This is a genomic window from Bradyrhizobium hereditatis, from assembly GCF_020329435.1.
GTDB lineage: Bacteria > Pseudomonadota > Alphaproteobacteria > Rhizobiales > Xanthobacteraceae > Bradyrhizobium > Bradyrhizobium hereditatis.
Window position 1 is genome coordinate 327542 of the sequence record NZ_JAGKJK010000010.1, and the last position, 21179, is coordinate 348720.

A 21179-nucleotide genomic window follows, 5' to 3' on the forward strand; every position below is an offset into this window, starting at 1 on the left:
AAACATTCTGCAGCGAAACGGAGGCGACTTACCCGCCTCCGTCATTGCCGTCCGATCAGGCGTAGCCCTTGCTCTTCTTCCATTCGGCTTCGAGCTCGAAGATCGTCTTCCAGTCGCCCGCCTGAACCTGCGGCACATAGGGCTCCTGCGGGATCGTTGTCCCCCAGCCGATCGCGTAACCAACGAGCGTCTGATCCTCGGCTCGCATGGTGACGGTGCCGTCGGCGCCGAATGGAGACTTGATTTTCAGGCCGCGCAGAGCTTCCGCGACTTTCTTGCCGTCGGCCGAGTTTGCCTTCTTCGACGCTTCAGCCAGCAGCATGATCGCGGTTGCATTCTCCCAGGACCAATTGGTGGGATACTCGTTGTATTTCGCCTTGTAGGCATCGCCCCACGCAGCGTTCTCAGGGGTTGCTGGATAGGTCTTGATGTAGCGATTGCCGGAGTGGATGCCTTTCGGAAGATTCTTCACGACCGTTAGCGCGGTGTAGTCCGCCATGTTGACCGCAAACACCTCCATCTGACTAAACAGCGCATAGATGTTGGCCTGATCGATATAGGACGTGAGATCGCCGCCCCAAAGGCAGGAATAAAGCGCCTGCGGCTTGGCCTGCAGGATCTTTGTCACGACCTCAGTGTAGTCGGGCTGGAACAGCTTTGGCCAGGACTCGCTGATGATTTCGACGTCGGGCGCAAAGCGCTTCAGATAGGTGACGTATTCGGCCGTGGTGTCTCGGCCATAGGCGTAGTCGGGCGAACAGGTCGCCCATTTCTTCAGCCCCTTGGCCTTGGCAATCGCCGCCGCATAACTGCCGCCGACGATTGAATCATGCACACCCTGACGCGCGGTGCGGAACGCGTTCGGAATGTGCTGCTTGGGATCGGCGGTCAGCGCCGAGGTTTCCGAATTGGTGTGAATGCAGAGCACGCCGAGGTCGCGCGCCACCTCGTGCACTGCGAACGCGCCCGACGATGCTTCCGCGTCGATCAGGATTTCGCAGCCATCGGTGTTGACGAGTTCGCGGGCGACGCGGGCGGCTTCCTGCGGTTGCCCCTTGGAATCGCGGATCACCATTTCGATCGTCCGGCCGGCCAGGCCGCCCGCAGCATTGACCTTTGCGATCTCCAGCATCACCGCGTTGCGCGACGATGTGCCGAGCTGCGCCACGCGCCCGGAGAGGATGGTCGGCATACCGATCTTGATGGTCTTGGCTTGCGCGCGCCCCACCCAGGGCGTCGCGAACGTTACGGCACCGGCGCCCATCATCGCCAACGTCGCACGTCGGCTTACGCCCGGTTTGCGGGTTCTCGTCATTGCTTCCTCCCTATGGGGTTGGCTTTCCCAAGTCCCAGCCGGAGATCGTGTCGTCTCCGTACGGAATGAGAATTTCAGAGCGAGGGGGGTGACGTCAAGCCGAAGATGAATTACGAGTCAGAATTCATCAAACGAGAAAGGGCCGTGGAATCGGCCTTTTGAACGGGAAATGATCAATCTTTCGAGCTTCATCGCGTTTCACGCCCGGCGGACACCGAACCGCTGTGCGCTGAAATATCGCGGCGAGGATATCTCCTATGCCGAGTTCCACCGCCGTGTCCGGCAGGTGGGCGGATGGCTCCGATCGCGCGGGATCGGTCCGGGCGACGTCGTCGCGGTGCTGATGAAGAACAGCACGGCATTTCTCGAACTGGTGTTTGCGACGAGCCATGTCGGCGCGGTGTTTCTGCCGATCAACTTTCGCCTGTCGGCGGACGAAGTCGGCTACATCGTCGGCAATTCCGGCGCGCGCATCCTGATCGCGGACGAAGAGTTTTCCGGCACAGCAGCCGGCGGCGCGCCAGTGGTCCTTCTCAACGAAGCTGCGCAGTCGAATGCTTGCCTCCTCGCACCCGGTGTTGCGCCAGCTCCCATGCACGTACGACAGCCGCGCGACCTGATGCGGCTGATGTACACGTCAGGTACGACCGACCGTCCCAAGGGCGTGATGCTCACGTACGAGAATATGTACTGGAAGTCGGCCGATCAGACGCTGGTACTGGGATTGAACGCAGAAACGCGATTGCTGGTGGTCGGCCCGCTCTACCATGTCGGCGCGCTCGACCTGCCGGGAATTGCGGTGCTCTGGCATGGCGGCCTGCTTTCCATTCACCGCAACTTCGAGCCCGAGCAAGCGCTCGCCGCCATCGAAGCCGAGAAGCTCAATGCTGCATGGTTCGCGCCCATCATGACCACAGCGCTCCTCACCTGCCCTACCCGCGATCGCTACGATGTCTCCAGCCTGCGCTGGGCGATCGGCGGCGGCGAGAAAACCCCGGAAGCGCGCATTCGCGCCTTCTCAGAGTATTTTAGAAACGCCCGCTACATCGATGCCTACGGACTGACGGAAACCTGCGGTGGCGACACTTTCATGGAAGCGGGCCGCGAGATCGAGAAGATCGGTTCGACCGGCCGCGCCATCGCCCATATCGAAATCGATATCCGCGATGACGCCGGCAATCGACTGCCGCCCGGCAAGAATGGCGAGATCTGCTTGCGCGGACCGAAGGTCACGCAAGGCTATTGGAAGGATCCGGAAAAGAGCGCGGCGGCGTTCTTCGGCGGCTGGTTCCGCACCGGCGACATCGGCTATCTCGATGAAGACGGCTTCCTCTATCTGACCGATCGCAAGAAGGACATGATAATCTCCGGCGGCGAGAACATCGCCTCCTCCGAAGTCGAGCGCGTCATCTACGAGCTGCCGCAGGTGCGCGAAGTCGCCGTCATCGGCATCCCCGACGAGCGCTGGGGCGAAAGGCCGGTCGCCGTTGTCGTGCTGGGCAATGGCGCCACGCTGGATTTGCCTGGCCTTGTCGAACACTGCCGCGCGCGCCTCGCCGGCTTCAAGGTGCCGAAGCAACTGATCATCCGCGACAGCCTGCCACGCAATCCGTCCGGCAAAGTCCTCAAGCGCGTGCTGCGCGCTGAACTGGAATCTTAACCATGATACAATCATCGCAAGCCGCATCGGGCAAATTGACGAAACTCAACCGTGTCGAGCGCAACGCCTGGACCAAGCGCAAGATATTCGACGCCGCGACCAAGGTCGTCGGCAAGTATGGTTACGCCGAAGCTTCCGTCGCCCGCATTACGGAGGAGGCCGGCGTCGCCCAGGGCACGTTCTACAATCACTTCGAGAACCGCCAGGAATTGCTCGATCAATTGCTGCCGAAGATCGGCATCGACATGGTTCATTTCATCCGCGAGCGCACTGGCAACGCGCATGCGGCAAGGCAGGAGATCGAACGCTTCACTGCCTTCTTCGAATTCATCCGCGAAGTGCCGGAGTTCCTGCGCATCCTCAACGAAGCCGAGTTCTTTGCACCGAGCGGCTATCAGAAGCACCTCGACAATGTTTCCACCGCCTATGTCCGCATTCTCCGGCGCGCCCGCCTGACCGGCGCCATCGTGGATTTCAGCGACGAGGAGTTCGAAGCCATCGTTCACATGTTCATGGGCGCGCGTGGCTATCTTAGCCGGCGTTACTCCTATGCCAACGGCGCCGTCACCGCAGTCCCCGAGCACGTCATCTCCGCGTACCGGAAGCTGATCACCCGCGGTCTGTTCACGCTGGATAAGGGCAGCAGCAGTGAACGCTGAAGGCATCGTTCTGGTCACCGGCGGCAGCCGCGGCATTGGCGCGGCCACCGCAACGCTTCTCGCTGGCCAGGGCCGAAAGGTCGTCATTGTCGATATCGCGCCGGAGCCATTGGCTGGAACGCAAGTCGTCCTGTGGCCCACGCCTTTCGATGTCGCGAGCGAAAGCGTCGTCGTCAGCGGCATTACCGACATCGAGGCCGCGCACGGCCCGATCACGGGCCTCGTCAACGCTGCCGGCGTCTTCGGCAAGATGCACCGGATCGAACGCGTGCGGATGGAGCAATGGGATCGCGAGGTCAATATTGACCTGCGCGGCACGTTCCTGGTCGCTCGCAGCGTCGGCGTGAAGATGGCCGAGCGCGGTCATGGCGCAATCGTCAATGTCGCCTCCGTCGCTGGCATGACCTCCGGCCCGATCCATGCCTACACCGCCGCGAAAGCCGGTGTCATCCAGATCACGCAGACGCTCGCGGCCGAATGGGGCCGCTGCAGCGTACGCGTCAACGCCGTCTCGCCGGGATTCACCCGCACCGCTGCGCTCGAAGCCGGCATCGCCTCCGGCGCGCTGAACAAAAAATGGCTCGAAAGCCCGACTGCGATGAACCGGCTGGTCGAGCCGATCGAGGTCGCACAGGCGATCGCTTGGCTGCTCTCGCCAATGGCCAGCGGCGTCACCGGAATCAATCTTCCTGTCGATGCTGGCTATATCGCCGGCACCACCTGGGCCGCCTATGGCGGCTTGCCGGAAGCGCAAGGCGCGTAAACGAGGACACCAGCATGAACATCGAGCTGCTACCGCGCAAGAAACTCGATCTGTCGTCGGCGATTGCCGAAGGCGATATCCGCGTGCTGCTGATGGTGCTGGTGCACATGACCGGCGACGAACGATGGCTCGAGCCGCCCTACAAGCCCAAGCGCGACGTGCGCCTGATTCCGGACCCCCAAGCCGGCGTGCCCCCGGAGGTCCAGGCCGAGATCCGTGCTGCCGTGGTGAAACTGTTCGCGAATGGAGAGCCGAAGCCCGTCATCACCGACCCCGGCAATGCGCTGATGCTGAAGATGATGCGCGCCACGCTCGGCGAAAATGTCGCGCCGGAATATGCGCCGCTGATGCGCGAGGAAATGGGCTTCATTCCCCGCGATGCGCGCTGGACCAGGCCGCCTTCGAACGAGAAGCTGGCACAGCAGCATGTGCTGATCGTCGGCGCCGGCGTCTGCGCCATTGCGCTTGGCGTCGCGCTTGGCCGGCTCGGCATTCCCTACACCATCGTCGAGAAGAACGACGAGCTCGGCGGTACCTGGTACGTCAACCGCTATCCCGGCTGCGGCGTCGACACGCCCAACCATTCCTATTCCTTCTCGTTCGGCCGCCGTAATGCCTGGACCCGCTACTTCGCTCAGCGCGAGGAGTTGCTCGACTATCTCAAGAAAGTCGCGCTCGAATACGATATCCGAAATCATCTACGCCTCAGCACCGAGCTGACGTCGTCACGGTGGGACGAAACCAAGCGGCGCTGGATATCGACATTGAAGACCGACCATGGCGAGGAGATATTTGAATCGACGATTCTGGTCAGCGCGATCGGTCAGCTCAACGACCCACATCCGGCGCACTTCAAGGGCGAGGAAGACTTCAAAGGTCTTACGCTGCACTCCGCTCTCTGGTCCGATGACATCAAACTCGACGGCAAGCGCGTCGCCGTCATTGGCACTGGCGCCACTGCGATGCAACTGGTGCCGTCGATCGCCGACCGCGTGGCCTCGGTCACCGTTTATCAGCGGACTGCGCAATGGGCGCGCCCCGTGGCGGGTTATTCCGATCCGATCACCGAGGGCGCGCAGTGGCTGCTCGCGCATTTGCCGTTCTATGTGCAATGGTATCGCTTCAACATGTTCTGGCGTTATGGCGATGGCCTGCTGCCGTTCCTGCGCAAGAACCCTGACTGGCCGCATCCCGAGCGCGCCGTCAACAAGGGCAACGACCGCCATCGAGAGGAATTGACCAATTTCATCCTGTCGGAACTGAAGGACCGCCCTGACCTGATCGAGAAATGCGTGCCGACCTATCCGCCCTACGGCAAGCGCATTCTGCTCGACAACAATTGGTTCAAGACGCTGACGAAGCCGAATGTTGAACTGGTCACCGAAAAGATCGACCACTTCACGCAAGACGGCATCGTAACTTCAGACCGCAAGTTGCGGCCTGCGGATATCATCGTCATCTCGACGGGCTTCAAGGTCACGGAAATGGCCGCCCGCCTCAACATCACGGGGCGTGACGGAAAAAATCTGCGGAGGGCCTGGGCCAACGACAATCCGACCGCCTATCTCGGCCTCACCGTGCCGGACTTTCCCAATCTCTTTGTCATGCTTGGTCCCAATTCAGGTCCAGCACACGGCGGCAGCGTGATCTTCCAGTCGGAATGCCAGAGCCGCTACATCTCGGCCTGCCTCGTCGAGATGATCGAGCAAGACATCGCCGCGATCGATGTGCGCCCCGAGGCGCACGATCAGTACATCAAGAAAGTCGATGCCGAGCATGAGCAGTTGATCTGGACTCATCCAGGCATGACTACCTACTACCGCAACAAGCAGGGCCGCGTGTTTTCAGCAATGCCTTGGCGATTTGTGGATTACTGGGCAATGACCCATGATCCCGACCTACACGACTACCGGCAGACTAAGGCTTGAGAATTGTTGTTCCCGGGAACCCATCGCGCGACCGTCTTTGGGATGACTTGACACCGGCCGGCGTCTGCCGCAGCATTTCGCGTGCTGCACCTGTTGGAGCCATGGAGCGTGCGCGCTCCCCGCTTCGCGGGCATTGGCGCCCCGGTTAAATGATCGAGACGACACGCAGCAGGAGCGGACCTGTGGTCCGTTGGCCAACTTCTTGGAGAGGAGCATGACGCCACCGGGTCAGACCGGTGACCTTGCTCAGCGCAAGGTCCAGGTGCGGTTGAGGTCATAAGCAGCTGCCAGCCTCATCGCGCCTTCAACAATTCGAACACATCTGCTGGACGGAGCGCAAAGGCCACGCGCTGCCGAATCCTGATAAAAATGCTGGTGTCTACCAGAAATCCTTCGCCTATAACGAAGATGTCGGGCCCCGCGATGCTCTCATGCACCGGGGCCCATTCGTTTTGAATCAATCAGAATGCGTCGCGCAGTTCCCTGCTCCATTCAGATCGAAGATACTGATCCGATCGAACAAGGGTAGGCCCATGGATAAACCGCGCGTGCGAATCTACACCGACTACAAAAGCCCCTACGCCTTTGTCGCCAACAAGCGACTGTTCGAGCTCGAGGAAGCTCACGGCGTCGAACTCGAATGGCTGCCATACACACTGCGCATTCCTGAGTTCATGGGAACGGTGGAGGAGCGCACGCCGCATTTCTGGCGCAAGGTGCGCTACGCCTATATGGACGCGCGCCGCTACGCCAACGCGCAAGGCCTTGTCATGAAAGGTCCGCGGCGCATCTACGACGCCTTCTATGCCAGTGCCGGCATGCTGTTCGCCCAACGTCACGGCCTTTTCCGTCCCTATCACGATACGGTATTCCGTCGCTTCTGGAGCCATGATTTGGAAATTGACGAGCTGTCGGCCATTTCCGGCGTCATCGCATCGCTCGGCGGTTCAGCGGAAGAATTCGAAGCTTACGTCCACGGCTCGGCACGAGCGGAGCACGACCGCATCATCGCTGACGCCGAAGCGCTCGGCGTGTTCGGCGTGCCGACCATGGTCTTCAATGGCGAATTGTTCTGGGGCGGCGATCGCATCGACATGCTGATCGAGCGCATCAGGAATCCGGAATCGATCGCGACGGCGCTGGGCAACCGCCATCGGAAGTGAGGCCACTCTTTTTGCTAGCCGCTCGCCAGATGCTGCCAGCATCCGGTGCGTTCCAGCACCGGCCGCAACGCAGCCCGGCTGTCCGCATCGAGCGCTGAAAACTTGTCGCGAAGCCGTTGCAGACACTTCACCTGATATTTGAACGGCGCCAGCGCGTAAGGCAGGCCCCAAATATTCATCTCCAGCCGTTCAAGGCCTTTGGCAAAGGCTTCGGCATTGGCAACAAGGAACGGCAGATAAAGTTCGCCTGATATCCTCAACAGCACTTCCACCATGCCGCCGAGCGCCCGCTCGCGCGGATACCACTCGCCCTCGACGCCGGAGGCATCATCCAGCCGCCGCACCCAGTGATCGGTGAACGGTGCTTTTGCACGCATGATCCGCATCGGCGTCGGGTCTGTCGCCATCTCGCTGAGCTGGCCGAACCAGGCAAAATCGGCGAGCGAAGGCCGGCTCCCGAACAGATAGTTGGTCATGCCGACATGCGGCTCGAACGCCGCCAGGATACGCAAGTAGCTCTCTTCGAGAAGCGGCCTGTTTTCTGCGGTCGCGCCAAGAATGACCATGCGCGAAATTTGCCGCTGCCTGAATTGCTCGATCTCCTCCGCGCTGCCGGCTTCAGCTTCCGAAACCGACCACTCTTCGCCGGCCCAGCGCGAGACATAGGCCTGGTCCTCCGCATCCCACCAGCGATAGAGAAACAGCGGCTTGACCGCCCATTCGTCGGCAAGGTCTTCCAGGAGATCGCAGACGAACGCGACCGCCTTGTCATCAGGAATGACGGAACGACCCTTGTGACGCCGTTCCAGATCGTAAGCCAGCGTCGTGGTCTCGCCGCGATAAGTACCGTCTGGATATTGCAGTACCGGAATTAGATTGGGGCGCAAATGCTCGGTCGCCTTGCGCAGCGCTTTGGTCATGATGACCCAATCGAACGGAATTCTCCGGTAGCGCAGCAAGGCGCGAAGCTTGATCGCATAGGGCGATGCGGTCGAGCCAATCAGCCGGTAGCGTCCCTCGGTCATGGCATTCACCTCACCGGGTCAATAGCGCATTCAAACTTCGCCCGCCAGTTCCTCAATATTGTCGCCGGCCCCGCACGATCTTTGGGCGGCACCTGCCTGTAATTTGTTCGCACATGCCGTCGCTAAATCGCCGATGCTGAGATCGTCGTAGCGACAGGTGCGTTCCGATGAAGACATTCATTCGCGTGGTTGAATTGTGGGTCCCCGACCGAACCCGCACCCGCCTTGAATTCGGCGGCTGCCTTTGCAGCGAGCAGTATTCGGAGTTCAAGGCCGTCAGCGAAAACGCGCTGTTCGCCTATGGCGAGGGTTTACCCGGCAAGGCCTGGGCCTCCGGCCATCCCGTTATCCTCACGAAATTCGCAAACTCTTACTTCAGACGCACGGACGAGGCGATCGAAGCCGGATTGACCTGCGGTGTCGCGTTGCCGGTTTTTGCTGGCGAGTTCCTGATGGCCGTCATGGTGCTGTTCTGCGGCGACGACGAAAAGCACGTCGGCGCCATCGAGCTCTGGCACAACGATCCCGAGAAGTCGCACGAGATGAGCTTGGTTGACGGTTATTATGGCACCGCCGACATGTTCGAGTTCAATTCCAGGCACACCAAGTTCCCGCGCGGATTCGGCCTGCCCGGCCGTGCCTGGAAGGCCGGCATGCCACTCATCATCAAGGACCTGCACAACGCGAAAAGCTTCCTGCGTTGGGAGGAAGCAACCGAGATCGGAATCAATTGCGGCGTCGGCATTCCCTATCGGACAGCGTCGGACCAAACTTGGGTCATGACGTTCCTATCCGCACAGGCAACGCCGATCGCCAGGCGTTTTGAGATCTGGGTACCGAACCCGGCGCGAACGGAACTGGTGTTTCAGTCTGGCGATTGCAGCAAGAATGCCGATCTGAGCTCGCTTTATGCGTCAGAGACGATCCGCAAGGGCGAAGGCAGCATCGGCGGCGCTTGGGCGACGGGCATGCCGGCCATCAACGAGCATCTGAACGTCGATGAATCCATTGCGGCGCGCCAGGCGCGCGCGGCCGGCATGAACCAGATCGTCGTGCTTCCGGTGATCGAAGACGCTCAGCTCAAGGCCGTACTCGCCTGGTACCTCTGAGGCGCGTCGGAAAGGTCAGCCTGCCCTTCGCAATGTCCGGAAGAACTCCCGCACCTCACGCACGAACAGGTCCGGCTGCTCGAAAGCTGCGAAGTGGCCGCCCCTCGGCATTTCGCTCCAGTGCTGGATATTCGTGTAGCTCGCTTCCATCCACTTTCGCACCGGCGTGACGATCTCCTTGGGGAAGACGGCGACGCCGGTCGGGACCGTAACCTTGTGCGCCGTTCGTCGCTTCGGCCCGAAGCTTTCCCAGTATAAGCGCGCCGATGAAGCTGCCGTCGCCGTCACCCAGTAGAGCATGACGTTGTCGAGCAGTTCATCGCGACCCAGGATATTTTCGGGATGACCGTCGCAATCGGTCCAGGCCCAGAACTTTTCCAGGATCCAAGCGGCCTGCCCACTCGGCGAATCCGTCAAACCATATCCAAGCGTCTGCGGCCGAGTCGATTGCTGCTTGGAATAGCCTGAATCCCAATCGGCGTAATGCTGGATGCCCTTCAACGCCCGTGCTTCCTCAGGCGTTGGTTGTCCCTCGACATTGGGCCGAACTGACATCGCAAGCGTGATATGAATGCCCGCGCAGTGTTCCGGATCCTGCGCGCCAAGCGCGGTGGTGATCGCCGATCCCCAGTCGCCGCCCTGCGCGCCGTATCGCGCATAGCCGAGGCGGTCCATCAGCACCGCCCAGCTTGACGCAATGCGATCGACGCCCCAGCCGGTCGTCTTCGGCTTGGCTGAAAACCCGAAGCCAGGCAGCGACGGGCAGACGACGTGAAACGCGTCGGCAGCATTGCCGCCATGTGCAATCGGATCGGTCAACGGCTCGATCACCTTGTGAAACTCGACCACGGAGCCCGGCCAGCCATGCGTGATGACCAGCGGCATCGCGTCCGGATGCGGTGAGCGGACGTGCAGGAAATGAATGTCGAGGCCGTCGATTTCCGTGGTGAACTGGGCAAAACGATTGAGCCGTGCCTCGCGCTGCCGCCAATCGTACTCCTCGGCCCAGTAGCGGCAGATATCCCGGACCCATTTCAGCGGCGCGCCCAGTCGTCGACGAGTTCGGCTTCCGGCCAGCGCGTGTTGCGCAGCCGCGATTTGAGATCGTCCAGCACGGCATCGCCGATCGAAATACGATAAGGCTTGATTTCAGCGCTCATGAAGCCTCCAGCTCCGATGGATGTCGCGCTCTCCAAGCTGATGCTACCGAAAAAAGCGAGGTCGTGAGCGATTGCCTTTTGCTGGCGGGGCAAGCGGCCATGGCGGCCGAAATGCTACGGCAACGGCGGGTCAACAAAATCAATTGGTTAACGTCTGTTTTTTACCTCGCTGTGGTAAACTTGAAACGGCGGGTGACCGCCATTGAAAATGGCTTTGAAATGAACCGGCTTGCCTAAAACTGGCCAATATTGGCGGCCGAGCAAGGATCAACAGATGAAGGTTTCACTATTTGCCGGCGCCCTGTTTGTCGCTGGTCTGGCAGGCTCCGCCTGGGCCCAGGAGCAGTCCCGCACGATCGAACGAACGGTCAAGAGCGTGCCAAACAGGGACACCCAGATTGGGGTCTACCTCAACGTGCAGCCCGATTGCACATCTGGGCCGTTGCCAACGATTCGACTGGTCAGCCCGCCCGCCTCCGGCAAGGTTGTCGTCAAGAACGCGAAGGTGAAGGCCACCAATTACAAGGCCTGCTTGGCGCTGGAAGTGCCGGCCTATGTCGCATTCTACAAATCGCCTGCAGACTTTCTCGGCAACGATGTGTTGACGATCGAGGTCAAATACGCCGGCGGCCGTACTGAAATCCAGAAAATCACGGTGAACGTGATGAGTGCAGGCGCAGGGCAAAAAATCTGATCGCGATTTGATTGGTCCGCACCGAACCTGATGGCGGGCTCGTCGGGAGATTGTCCTCAACGACAAACCGCCATGGCCCAGGCGGGCTCGATCTGCGACAGCAAGCTCCGCCAAGATATGGTCCTGCCGGTGCACAACGGATTATCAGTTTGACGATACGGCTGATTCTTGCTCTGTTGACTGCATTCTCTTTTTCGATTTGGGGGCAGCCACGCGGTCCGCATTGGGCAAATTCGTTTTGATCGCAGCTTCGTTGGGATTCACCGCATGGGCAAGCACGTATCCGGCTGGCGCAGCCGACCTCGGTTTGATGACAGCGGGGCCCGGCTCAATAGGTAATTGCTCCGAAATCGTTTTCACCTGCGAGAATGGCAAACAGTATCCGCTCTGCCCGATTGCAGTGAGCGTCGTCGTAGAAGTCGTTACCGCCTCGCTGCGCACTGGCCACCGCGAGGGCATTCACGTTCGGCTGGTCCCGATGGGCGCCGGTTACCGATATGACGGGCGTGGGTTGTGGCTGGACGGCTTCCGCAAGAACGCGCGGCTCAACTTCGGAAACCACAGCCAGGTCGCAGCGCTCCTGATCACGCGCTGACTGCACGTAAACAGGCCACCCTTTACCCCTTGTGCGGACCACGACGCGCGAAGCGCGGGGGTACATGTAGGGCTTTGGGCTGGACGTAGCGCGTACAGTAATCGTTCCACTGATGCAGTTGCCAATTCCACTTCAAGCATCCAGATTCCACTGCCGGGTCATATCCCCAATCCAGCCGGTAATGTTCATCCCCGAAGGGATAAGGACCGCTGTAAGCGCGGCTGCTTGAAACGATAACGAGCGAAATGACCGTGCCAACAATTGCAAAGAGTATTTTTTTCTAGGAACCCCAATCCGGAGCGAACACACCACAGGGTGCCAATTGGCTTCACGCTTATCAAGCCATTAGCAACGGTTTGATCACTCCTTCCAGCCGGTCCGCTGAGCGAAATCGTCAATGGGAGCCGGTGAGCCGACACGGCGAGATTGCACCGCCCAATCAGGGGGCGTTGCCGATCAACGTTCGTCCCGCTCCAACTTTTCGCTGCGGCTCGACTTCGAAAGGAGAGTGTCGCGCAATCACTGCTCGAGCTAAGTCACCAAGTGCGCATGAAGCGGTCGCCGAATTGGCTACTAGGCTGTGATCGCAACCGCTGAGAACCCCAAGCCACTTTGCTAAAGCGCACGGCTTCATATCAATGAAAAAGGATAGGATTTACTAAGTATCTCGAAAGCGTCGATATCTGGTCGGGGCCGCCTCGGCCGGCACTCCGTTTTCTCCCAAAATATCCGCGACCAGTTCATCCTTAACCACCTTCTCCATCACAGCCCGCACAAGTCGCGTGCGCGAGACGCCGCGCTGTTTTGCAGCCTCCTGGAGATATTCAACTTCCAAGGGGATGACAATGTTCTTGATGGTCACGGCTAGTCCTCGATGCTCCTTTGCTCTACTGGCCCTCTCTGCTGACCAGCAATCTTGGCAAGAGTTGGAGAGCACGGTGGCAACCATTGCCTTTCTACTTTGCGCTACGCTCATATGCATGGAAACATGCATAAGCGCGTCAAAACCGAGAAAGACGTTTGCTAGCAATCAACTCTGCAACGCGTGTCCCGATGTACTCAGCAATCAGTGTTCTGCCTCTCCATGCGCACCTATGCGAGGTTCACATCTGGTCGCTCGTTATTTGTAAGAAAAGCCATTGATGGTCCAAATCGACTCACAGCAGGAAACCAGGTATTACCTGTCATTTAATTCTGGGCGCGACTAAACTTTACATAATCCGCGACGCCGTATTAAATCAAATCCGATATTTAATCGCGGAGCGAACTGCGAACGCATAGAGCTGCATGCCTGCGCGCCGTTCCGTTCCGCCTGCAGATCTTGGGCCAGGAAGACTTATGAACGACAGACCGAGCGAGGCCAATCGGCTGCCAGTGACGGTGCTCAGCGGATTTCTGGGCGCAGGGAAGACAACGCTGCTTAATCGCGTACTGACGAATCGCGAAGGCCTACGTGTTGCGGTCATCGTTAATGACATGAGTCAGGTGAACGTAGACGCGAATCTGGTCCGCAACGGTGGCGCCAACCTTTCCCACACGACCGAGTCGCTCGTCGAGCTCAGTAATGGTTGCATATGCTGCACGTTACGTGACGACCTCCTGGTGGAGGTAAGGCGATTGGCCGAACAACGGCGATTCGATTATCTTCTGATCGAAGGAACTGGGATTGCTGAACCTCTTCCGATTGCGGCAACGTTCTCATTTCGCGACGAAGCTGGTGTCTCGCTTTCAGATGTTGCGAGGCTCGACACGATGGTCACCGTCGTAGACGCCCTGAGCCTGCTGGCCAACTACAGCAGTCGCGATCTGCTGCGCGACCGCGGCGAGTTGCGCGATAGTTACGACCAGCGAACGCTGGTTGATCTTCTGGTTGACCAGATCGAATTTGCTGATGTGGTCGTGATCAACAAGGTTTCAGAAGCGACAGAGGCGACGCGTGCCGAAATTCGCAAGGTGATCGCCGCACTCAATCCCCAGGCGCGCCAACTCGAGACTGACTTCGGCAAGGTTCCTCTCAGCGCGATTCTCAACACCGGCCTTTTCGATGAAGCGAAGGCTGCGACACATCCGCTCTGGTATAGAGAACTATACACCCCTGATTCTCATGTGCCGGAGGCCGAGGAGTACGGCATCTCCAGTTTCGTTTACAGGGAAAGACGTCCCTTCGATCCCGCAAGGCTCTTGTCTTTTCTCAATAAGCCTTGGCCGGGTGTAATACGTGCCAAAGGACATTTCTGGCTTGCCACGCGTCCGGATTGGGTGGGTCTTCTCTCCGTTGCCGGGATACAACGTCGGTGCGAGCCCATGGGCTTTTGGTGGGCGACGGTTCCAAGGCCGAGCTGGCCAAGCCATCCTCAGTTTCAAGAACAGCTCAACAGCCGGTGGGATGGCACCTGGGGCGACCGGCGTCAGGAACTGGTGTTCATCGGTTCAGACATGGACGAAGGGTACATCCGAGCCGCGCTGGATGCCTGCCTTGTCCATTCGGAGTTTGGGTTCGATCCGGACAGCTGGCGCAATCTGAGCGACCCTTTTCCTCCGTGGCAATATCCCGATCACACCAACAATATCGGCGCCTCCCTTCGTTAGCTGGAGCTCAACGCTTGCCGGCCTAGGTCTCGAGGAGGCGCTTGGAGCACCGAGCGATTGACGATTCTTGCCCGTCCAACGACAAGGCCACCGTTGCACATGAGCCTCTCGGCCTTCGCAAATGACAACATCCGATCGTCATCGGCCAACAGCGAACGGATATGAAAACGCTAGTTCCAGCTTGGCGAGCCGCTCATGGTGGCGCGGGAAGCAGGGCCGCTTTTTGAACAATACGCGCGCCCTCTCCCGAACGCGCTTGTAAATCTCTGGTTGATTTCTCCTTTTCATAACAATCAGGATAGCTATCAAAACCAAACGTTCTTCCGGAATACCTTCTTGAAAATCAAAGCTATTCACTGACGGGAGCAACTTGGATCGATATCTTGTTAATGGCGAAAACTTGTTACTCGACACGGCGGCAATTTGATATTAAATATATTAATCGGATTAATTTTTCGGTTTAATCGATGGAAATTAAACATTGCTGGCGATCTTAGCAACCATTGCGGATAGTGGCGCGATCGCGGCCGAGCAGCGGGTCAGGCACAGTTGTTCGCCGACCCAGCATGCGCACTCGTTCAGGATCACTGCAGAGCGCACCATGGCTGTCCAGCGAACCAAGGACGGCCCGTCCATTAAAGCTGTCGCTTCGGCATCCATTCAGTCATCACGACTGCAACCCGTCATACGTATTCCCCTCTCTCTCGTGAGGATGTCATGAGGTCCTTCTACGAAGATTCCGGTTTGGGCCGTATTGCTCTCGGTTTGCAGACCTGGCCACGCACTCTCCTGCGAGGAACTGCCCGCGCATCCGATTTGGACATTGAAAGCGAGTTGCTGCTCGCCGCGCGGAAGGGGTGGGAAGGTCTGGGCATGAGCGGCTTAGGTGTCGCCGCCTCGACTTTCACTCAAATCGCCGAGGCACGCTTTGCAGGGTTGACGGCGAAAGTCCGAGCACCCGGCTCTGCTGCAGCCGAGCCAGCAATGCCAGATCCCGTTGTGCTCCTGGGCAGCGTCCCTTCCGCGGCGTTGCCCCCAAGTATCGTTGGGTCATCTGCGCCCCCTCCGGCGGTCGCCGCCATTTGTGGCTGCGGCTACTTCCTTGCTCCAACACGGGTGCTCGACCAGCTGGCGGCCAATGCCGCACATGCGCATTTGAGCGGCCAGCTGAATGATAGCCGAGTGTCAGGCGCAGCAGATTTCCTGCTGACCGGCAAAGCCGGGATCATGGGAGCGTCGGTTAGCGCGGAGATGTCGTTACAGAACGTTGCGCCAATCAAAGATTGGGCGTTGGTAGGAGGCAGCCAGACTAATCCCGTGACTGGGAACGGCGAACTCGGTGTTCTGTCGGGTTCGGTTACAACTGCAAAAGTTTCCAGTCCAACTCCGACGGCATCGCCCAATCTCGCGGCCGCCGCGGCGACATCCACAAACCCGATCGTTCTTGAGAATCAGAAGCAGGGCACCCCCCAAAGTGTGTGGGATATCGACGGCGCCGGCAGCTCGAATATCGAAGGTTTTGCCACCGACATCAGCGTCAATGTTGGCAACCGGGTTGATTTCAAGATCAATACGAACTCATCGAACTATCGAATCGAGATTTATCGCCTCGGCTACTATGGCGGCATGGGTGCCCGACTTGTCACAACCATCCAGCACACCGGCGTGCAAAACCAGCCTGCGCCGCTGCGTGACGCGACGACCGGCCTGGTCGATGCCGGCAATTGGTCCGTCTCCGCATCCTGGGACATCCCGGCGGATGCAGTGTCCGGCGTCTACATTGCAAAGCTGGTGCGTCAGGACGGCGTCGAAGGCGCCAATCATATCCCCTTCATCGTAAGGGACGACAGCAGCACCAGTGACATCATCTTCCAAACTTCGGACACGACCTGGCAGGCTTATAACGGCTGGGGTGGTGCAAATTTCTATGGCGGCAACGGTCCGGCAACGGGTCAAGGCGCAGGACGCGCGTATGCGGTGAGTTACAACCGTCCCATTGCTACCCGCGGGGGAATCGGACAGGCCTCAGGTCCACAAGACTATTTGTTCGGCGCTGAGTACGCAGCAATCTACTGGCTGGAGCAAAACGGCTACGACGTCTCCTACATGGCGGGCGTTGATGCTGACCGTTACGGCAGCTTGCTTCTTAACCACAAAATGTATCTCGACGTTGGTCACGACGAATACTGGTCGGGACAACAACGCGCCAATGTCCAGGCGGCCCGCGATGCCGGCGTGAATCTGGCATTCTGGAGCGGCAACGAGATGTATTGGCGCACGCGCTGGGGCAACAGCATAAGCAGCGACGCCACCGCCTACCGCACTTTGATCTCCTACAAGGAGACGTGGTCACCGTCAGCGTCGATCGATCCAAGCAATGAGTGGACCGGCACCTTCCGTGATCCGCGCCTCAGCCCGCCGGCTGTCGGCGGTGGTATTCCGGAGAATGCCTTGATCGGCCAGATGTTCCAGGTCGACGATGTCGGCGTCAACCAACCCGATGCTCTGCAGGCAATCACGATTCCCTACGACGACGCCAACCTGCGCTTCTGGCGCAATACCAGCGTTGCCAATCTTCAGCCGGGGCAGACAGCGACGCTGACCAAGAATTATCTCGGCTATGAGTGGGATGAAGCGCCCGACAACGGGTTCGATCCGGCCGGCCTAGTCCGGCTCTCCTCGACAACGCTTCCAGTCAGTACCTATCTACTCGACTACGGCAACACAGTCGGAAATGGCATCTCAACACATAATCTGACCCTCTATCGCGCGCCGAGCGGCGCATTGGTCTTCGGAGCCGGAACAGTCTACTGGTCGTGGGGCCTGAGCGACAATCATGACCTGCAACCAACTCCCAGCGATCCGCGCGTGCAACAGGCGATGGTCAACCTTCTGGCCGACATGGGCATTCAGCCGGCAACGCTGCAGTCGGGGCTGGTTGCCGCGACCGCCTCAACCGATACCACCGCTCCCACCTCCACAATCAATCCGATCGCAAGCTTCACCGCGCAAAGTACGGTCACGATTTCCGGCACCGCATCGGACCTCGGCGGTGGCGTGATCGGCGCCGTGGAAGTGTCAACAGATGGCGGATTGACTTGGTATAATGCAATCGGTGACGAGAACTGGACCTACACCTGGTCGCCGCAGGTCGCAGGCACCTACACTATCAAGAGCCGCGCGGTTGATGATTCCATCAATCTGGAAACGCCTTCAGCGGGCCGTACTGTAGTCGTCACCGCTCCGTCTTACATTACGCTTTTCTCGGGCTCGGCCACTCCTGCTATCGTCAACGCCACGGATTCAAGCGCTGTCGAGCTGGGTGTGAAATTTCAAACCTCGGTGGCCGGCACCGTAAGCGGGATCCGCTTCTACAAGAGCAGCCAGGATACGGGCACCCACACCGGCGAACTTTGGACCAGCACAGGTACCTTGTTGGCGACCGCCACCTTCACAAACGAGACTGCATCCGGCTGGCAGAGTGTGACCTTCTCCAATCCGGTCACACTGACACCGAACACTACTTATGTCGCTTCCTATCACACGAATGTGGGCCACTACTCCGTCAGCCCTGACTATTTCACGAGCAATGTGACAAGCGGTCCACTGACTGCTTTCGCCAATGGCAATGGCGTCTACACTTACAGTAGCAACCGGGCGTTCCCGACAAACACGTTTTCGGGCGAGAATTACTGGGTTGACGTCATGTTCAATCCGTCTACCGCCAATGGCGTGCCGGTGGCCGCGAACGACGTGGGGCCAACCATCGCACAGAATTTGGCCGCGACGATAGCGGCAGCGTCCCTGACCAGCAACGACAGCGATCCCGATGGCGATGCATTGAGTGTCATCGGGGTGAGCGCACCAACGCACGGCACCGTCGTACTCAATACCCAACCCAATCCGCAGAACAATACCATCACGTTCACGCCTGATTCCGGCTATACCGGCCCGGCCAGTTTCAGCTACACGGTTTCGGACGGACGCGGCGGGACCGCTACGGCCAACGTTAACTTCACGGTAGTACCAGCCGGAGCGGCCCCGGTTAGCCTGTTCAGTGCGTCAAGTACACCCGCACAGACCAGCCTTAATGACGGGCAACAGCTCGAGGTCGGAGTGAAGTTCACCTCGTCCGTAGCCGGGCAGATTACGGCTCTCAAATTCTACCGCAGCGCCAGCGACACCGGCAGCGACCTCGTTAATCTCTGGACGGCAACAGGCACTCTTTTAGGCAGCGCGACGTTTACCAATACGGCAGCCAGCGGCTGGCAGACGGTGAACCTGCCGTCCGCGGTTTCTATCGCCGCCAACACCACCTACGTTGCTTCCTACCACACGACCGGTGCCTATGTGGCGACCAACAATTACTTCACAACGGCCGTCACAAACGGTCCTTTGACCGCCCCCTCCACGACGACGATCGCCGGCGGCAACGGGGTGTATTCATATGGCGGCACCAGCACGACCGGCATCTTCCCGACCAGCACCTTTGGCGCCGCAAATTATTGGGTCGATGTGGTATTCACGCCGACCAGCATCAACCAGCCGCCGGTTGCCAACAATGATAGCGGTTACACCACCACGCAGAACACCGCGCTGGCGGTTGCGGCCGCGGCGCTGCTCGCCAACGACACCGATCCGGACGGCGGCACACTGACGGTCACGGGCGCGAGCGGCGCTGTCAACGGCACCGTCAGCTTCAACGCCCAGACCAACGTCGTCACCTTCACGCCGACTAGCGGCTACACCGGCGCCGCGTCCTTCAACTACGCGATCGCCGACGGACAGGGCGGCACCGCCACTGCAACGGTCAGTCTGACCGTCAATGCGGCAGCCAACCAGCCGCCAGTTGCAAATAACGATAGCGGCTATAGCGCCACACAGAATACGGCTCTGACCATTGCCGCATCGGCTCTGCTTGCCAACGACACCGACCCGAATGGCGATCCACTGACCATCACGGGCGTGAGCGCTCCTGTCAACGGCACCGTCAGCTTCAACGCCCAGACCAATGTCGTCACCTTCACGCCGACTACCGGCTACACCGGTCCCGCATCCTTCAGCTATTCCATCTCGGACGGCCGTGGTGGCGCCGCAACGGCAACGGCAAGTTTGACAGTGAACACGCCGACGGTGAGCTTGTTCTCGAGTTCGGACACGCCGGCGGTTCTCTCGGACCTAGACACCTCCCAGGTCAATCTCGGCGTGCAGTTCACATCCTCCTCCGCCGGCAGCATTACCGGCATCAAGTACTATAAGGGACCAAATGATACCGGCACCCACACCGGCTCGCTGTGGAGCAGCACGGGTACCCTGCTCGCGACCGCGACCTTCACCAACGAAACAGCGAGCGGCTGGCAGACGGTGACATTCAGCAACCCGGTATCAATCACCGCCGGAACTACCTACGTTGCAAGCTACCACAGCAATGGCCGCTACGCGTACACCAGCAACTACTTCACCACTGCGCACGTCAACGGACCGCTCACGGCACCCGCCGCCAACAATGGCGTCTACACCTACGGCACGGGCAACCTGTTCCCGACAAGCACCTTCAGCGCCACCAACTACTGGGTGGATGTGCTATTTAGCCCCGCGAGCGGCGGTGCCAACCAAGCGCCGGTCGCAGCGAACGACTCCGGATTCAGCGTCACTCAAGGCTCCACGATCACGATCGCAGCGTCGGCGCTGCTCGCCAACGACACCGATCCGAACGGCGATAACCTGACGATCACCGGCGTAAGCACTGGAGCCAACTCCAACGGCACCGCGAGCTTCAACGCCCAGACCAACACCGTCACCTTCACACCCAATTCCGGCTATACAGGCCCGGCGTCGTTCACGTATGCCATCTCTGACGGCCGGGGCGGAACGGCGAGCGCCTCCGCCTCTCTGACTGTCAATGCAGCATCTGCGAGCATCGTAAGCTTGTTCAGCTCCAACCCGACGCCAAGCATCGTGTCGGTCAACGATCCAAACTCGGTGGAGCTTGGCCTTAAATTCCAGGCGTCCAGCAACGGCGACGTCACAGGGTTACGCTTCTACAAGGGTCCCTCGAACACCGGTACCCATGTCGCGCATCTCTGGACCAGCACCGGCACCCTGCTCGCCACCGCCACCTTCACCAACGAAACGGCAAGCGGCTGGCAGCAGGTGGACTTCGCCACACCGGTGACGATCACGGCAGGGACAACGTATGTTGCGTCCTATCACACATCCGGAAACTACGCCGCCGATCCTGGCCTGTTTAACTCGGCAGTTAGCAACGGACCGCTGACTGCACCATCGTCTGCTACAAGTGGAGGGAACGGCGTATACGCTTATGGATCAGGCGCCCTTTTCCCGACGAATACCTACAACTCCACGAGTTACGGCGTCGACGTTCTGTTCCGTCCGCAACTTGTGGCCTGAGAAGGAGAATTTGCTTGCTTCACCGGAGCCTCAGCGATTTGGACTTAGTCCTCGATCGCCGGCTCCGAGGGCACCTCGCTGCGGAACAGAATGTCAGATCGACGGATT

General features: G+C 59.5%; 14 protein-coding genes and 2 pseudogenes. 12 read left to right on the top strand and 4 right to left on the bottom strand.

What is annotated here, in order from left to right; all coding sequences use genetic code 11:
* Positions 1–55: 55 nt before the first annotated feature.
* Positions 56–1315, bottom strand: coding sequence for an ABC transporter substrate-binding protein (locus J6524_RS24280; RefSeq protein ID WP_225675201.1), 1260 nt, complete (start codon positions 1313–1315; stop codon positions 56–58).
* Between the two features lie 169 nt (positions 1316–1484).
* On the opposite strand from J6524_RS24280, the gene J6524_RS24285 reads away from it, so the two are divergent.
* From J6524_RS24285 to J6524_RS24305, 5 genes are all read left to right on the top strand, one after another.
* Positions 1485–2975 (top strand): AMP-binding protein, encoded by a 1491-nt coding sequence (locus J6524_RS24285; RefSeq protein WP_225675203.1) that lies wholly within the window; start codon positions 1485–1487, stop codon positions 2973–2975.
* A 2-nt stretch (positions 2976–2977) separates the two neighbouring features.
* Complete coding sequence (locus J6524_RS24290; RefSeq protein ID WP_225675205.1) at positions 2978–3634, top strand: TetR/AcrR family transcriptional regulator; 657 nt, start codon at positions 2978–2980, stop codon at positions 3632–3634.
* Entirely contained in the window at positions 3624–4397 is a 774-nt protein-coding gene (locus J6524_RS24295; RefSeq protein ID WP_225675208.1) for an SDR family NAD(P)-dependent oxidoreductase, read from the top strand. The genes J6524_RS24290 and J6524_RS24295 overlap by 11 nt, the downstream gene beginning before the upstream one ends.
* Before the next feature lie 14 nt (positions 4398–4411).
* Positions 4412–6325 (top strand): NAD(P)/FAD-dependent oxidoreductase, encoded by a 1914-nt coding sequence (locus tag J6524_RS24300; protein ID WP_225675210.1) that lies wholly within the window; start codon positions 4412–4414, stop codon positions 6323–6325.
* Positions 6326–6858: 533 nt separating this feature from the next.
* Positions 6859–7488, top strand: a complete 630-nt coding sequence (locus J6524_RS24305; RefSeq protein WP_225675212.1) for a 2-hydroxychromene-2-carboxylate isomerase — start codon at positions 6859–6861, stop codon at positions 7486–7488.
* 14 nt (positions 7489–7502) lie between these two features.
* On the opposite strand, the gene J6524_RS24310 is transcribed toward J6524_RS24305, so the two are convergent.
* The gene (locus J6524_RS24310; RefSeq protein WP_225675215.1) at positions 7503–8513 is read right to left on the bottom strand and encodes a glutathione S-transferase N-terminal domain-containing protein; all 1011 of its coding nucleotides are present in this window, start codon (positions 8511–8513) and stop codon (positions 7503–7505) included.
* Between the two features lie 167 nt (positions 8514–8680).
* On the opposite strand from J6524_RS24310, the gene J6524_RS24315 reads away from it, so the two are divergent.
* Positions 8681–9622, top strand: a complete 942-nt coding sequence (locus J6524_RS24315) for a GAF domain-containing protein (RefSeq protein WP_225675217.1) — start codon at positions 8681–8683, stop codon at positions 9620–9622.
* 15 nt (positions 9623–9637) lie between these two features.
* Here the strand turns inward: J6524_RS24315 and J6524_RS24320 are convergent.
* Positions 9638–10782, bottom strand: a pseudogene (locus tag J6524_RS24320) (epoxide hydrolase family protein).
* Positions 10783–10845: 63 nt separating this feature from the next.
* Here J6524_RS24320 and J6524_RS24325 point away from each other — a divergent pair.
* The 3 genes from J6524_RS24325 (at position 10846) to J6524_RS24335 (ending at position 12071) form a co-directional block, all read left to right on the top strand.
* Positions 10846–11019, top strand: coding sequence for a hypothetical protein (locus tag J6524_RS24325; protein ID WP_225675219.1), 174 nt, complete (start codon positions 10846–10848; stop codon positions 11017–11019).
* 37 nt (positions 11020–11056) lie between these two features.
* Positions 11057–11476: a hypothetical protein gene (locus J6524_RS24330; RefSeq protein ID WP_225675221.1), complete on the top strand. Its 420-nt coding sequence runs from the start codon at positions 11057–11059 to the stop codon at positions 11474–11476.
* 400 nt (positions 11477–11876) lie between these two features.
* The gene (locus J6524_RS24335; RefSeq protein ID WP_225675222.1) at positions 11877–12071 is read left to right on the top strand and encodes a hypothetical protein; all 195 of its coding nucleotides are present in this window, start codon (positions 11877–11879) and stop codon (positions 12069–12071) included.
* Between the two features lie 658 nt (positions 12072–12729).
* Here the strand turns inward: J6524_RS24335 and J6524_RS24340 are convergent.
* Positions 12730–12933: a hypothetical protein gene (locus J6524_RS24340; RefSeq protein WP_225675223.1), complete on the bottom strand. Its 204-nt coding sequence runs from the start codon at positions 12931–12933 to the stop codon at positions 12730–12732.
* 467 nt (positions 12934–13400) lie between these two features.
* Between J6524_RS24340 and J6524_RS38045 the strand changes: the two are divergent.
* From J6524_RS38045 to J6524_RS24350, 3 genes and pseudogenes are all read left to right on the top strand, one after another.
* Positions 13401–14045: pseudogene (locus tag J6524_RS38045) on the top strand (GTP-binding protein); the annotation flags it as partial.
* Positions 14046–14177: 132 nt separating this feature from the next.
* Complete coding sequence (locus J6524_RS38050; RefSeq protein ID WP_376712072.1) at positions 14178–14660, top strand: GTP-binding protein; 483 nt, start codon at positions 14178–14180, stop codon at positions 14658–14660.
* Positions 14661–15377: 717 nt separating this feature from the next.
* On the top strand, positions 15378–21071 hold the full coding sequence (locus J6524_RS24350; RefSeq protein WP_225675225.1) for a DUF4082 domain-containing protein: 5694 nt from the start codon (positions 15378–15380) through the stop codon (positions 21069–21071).
* Positions 21072–21179: the final 108 nt, after the last annotated feature.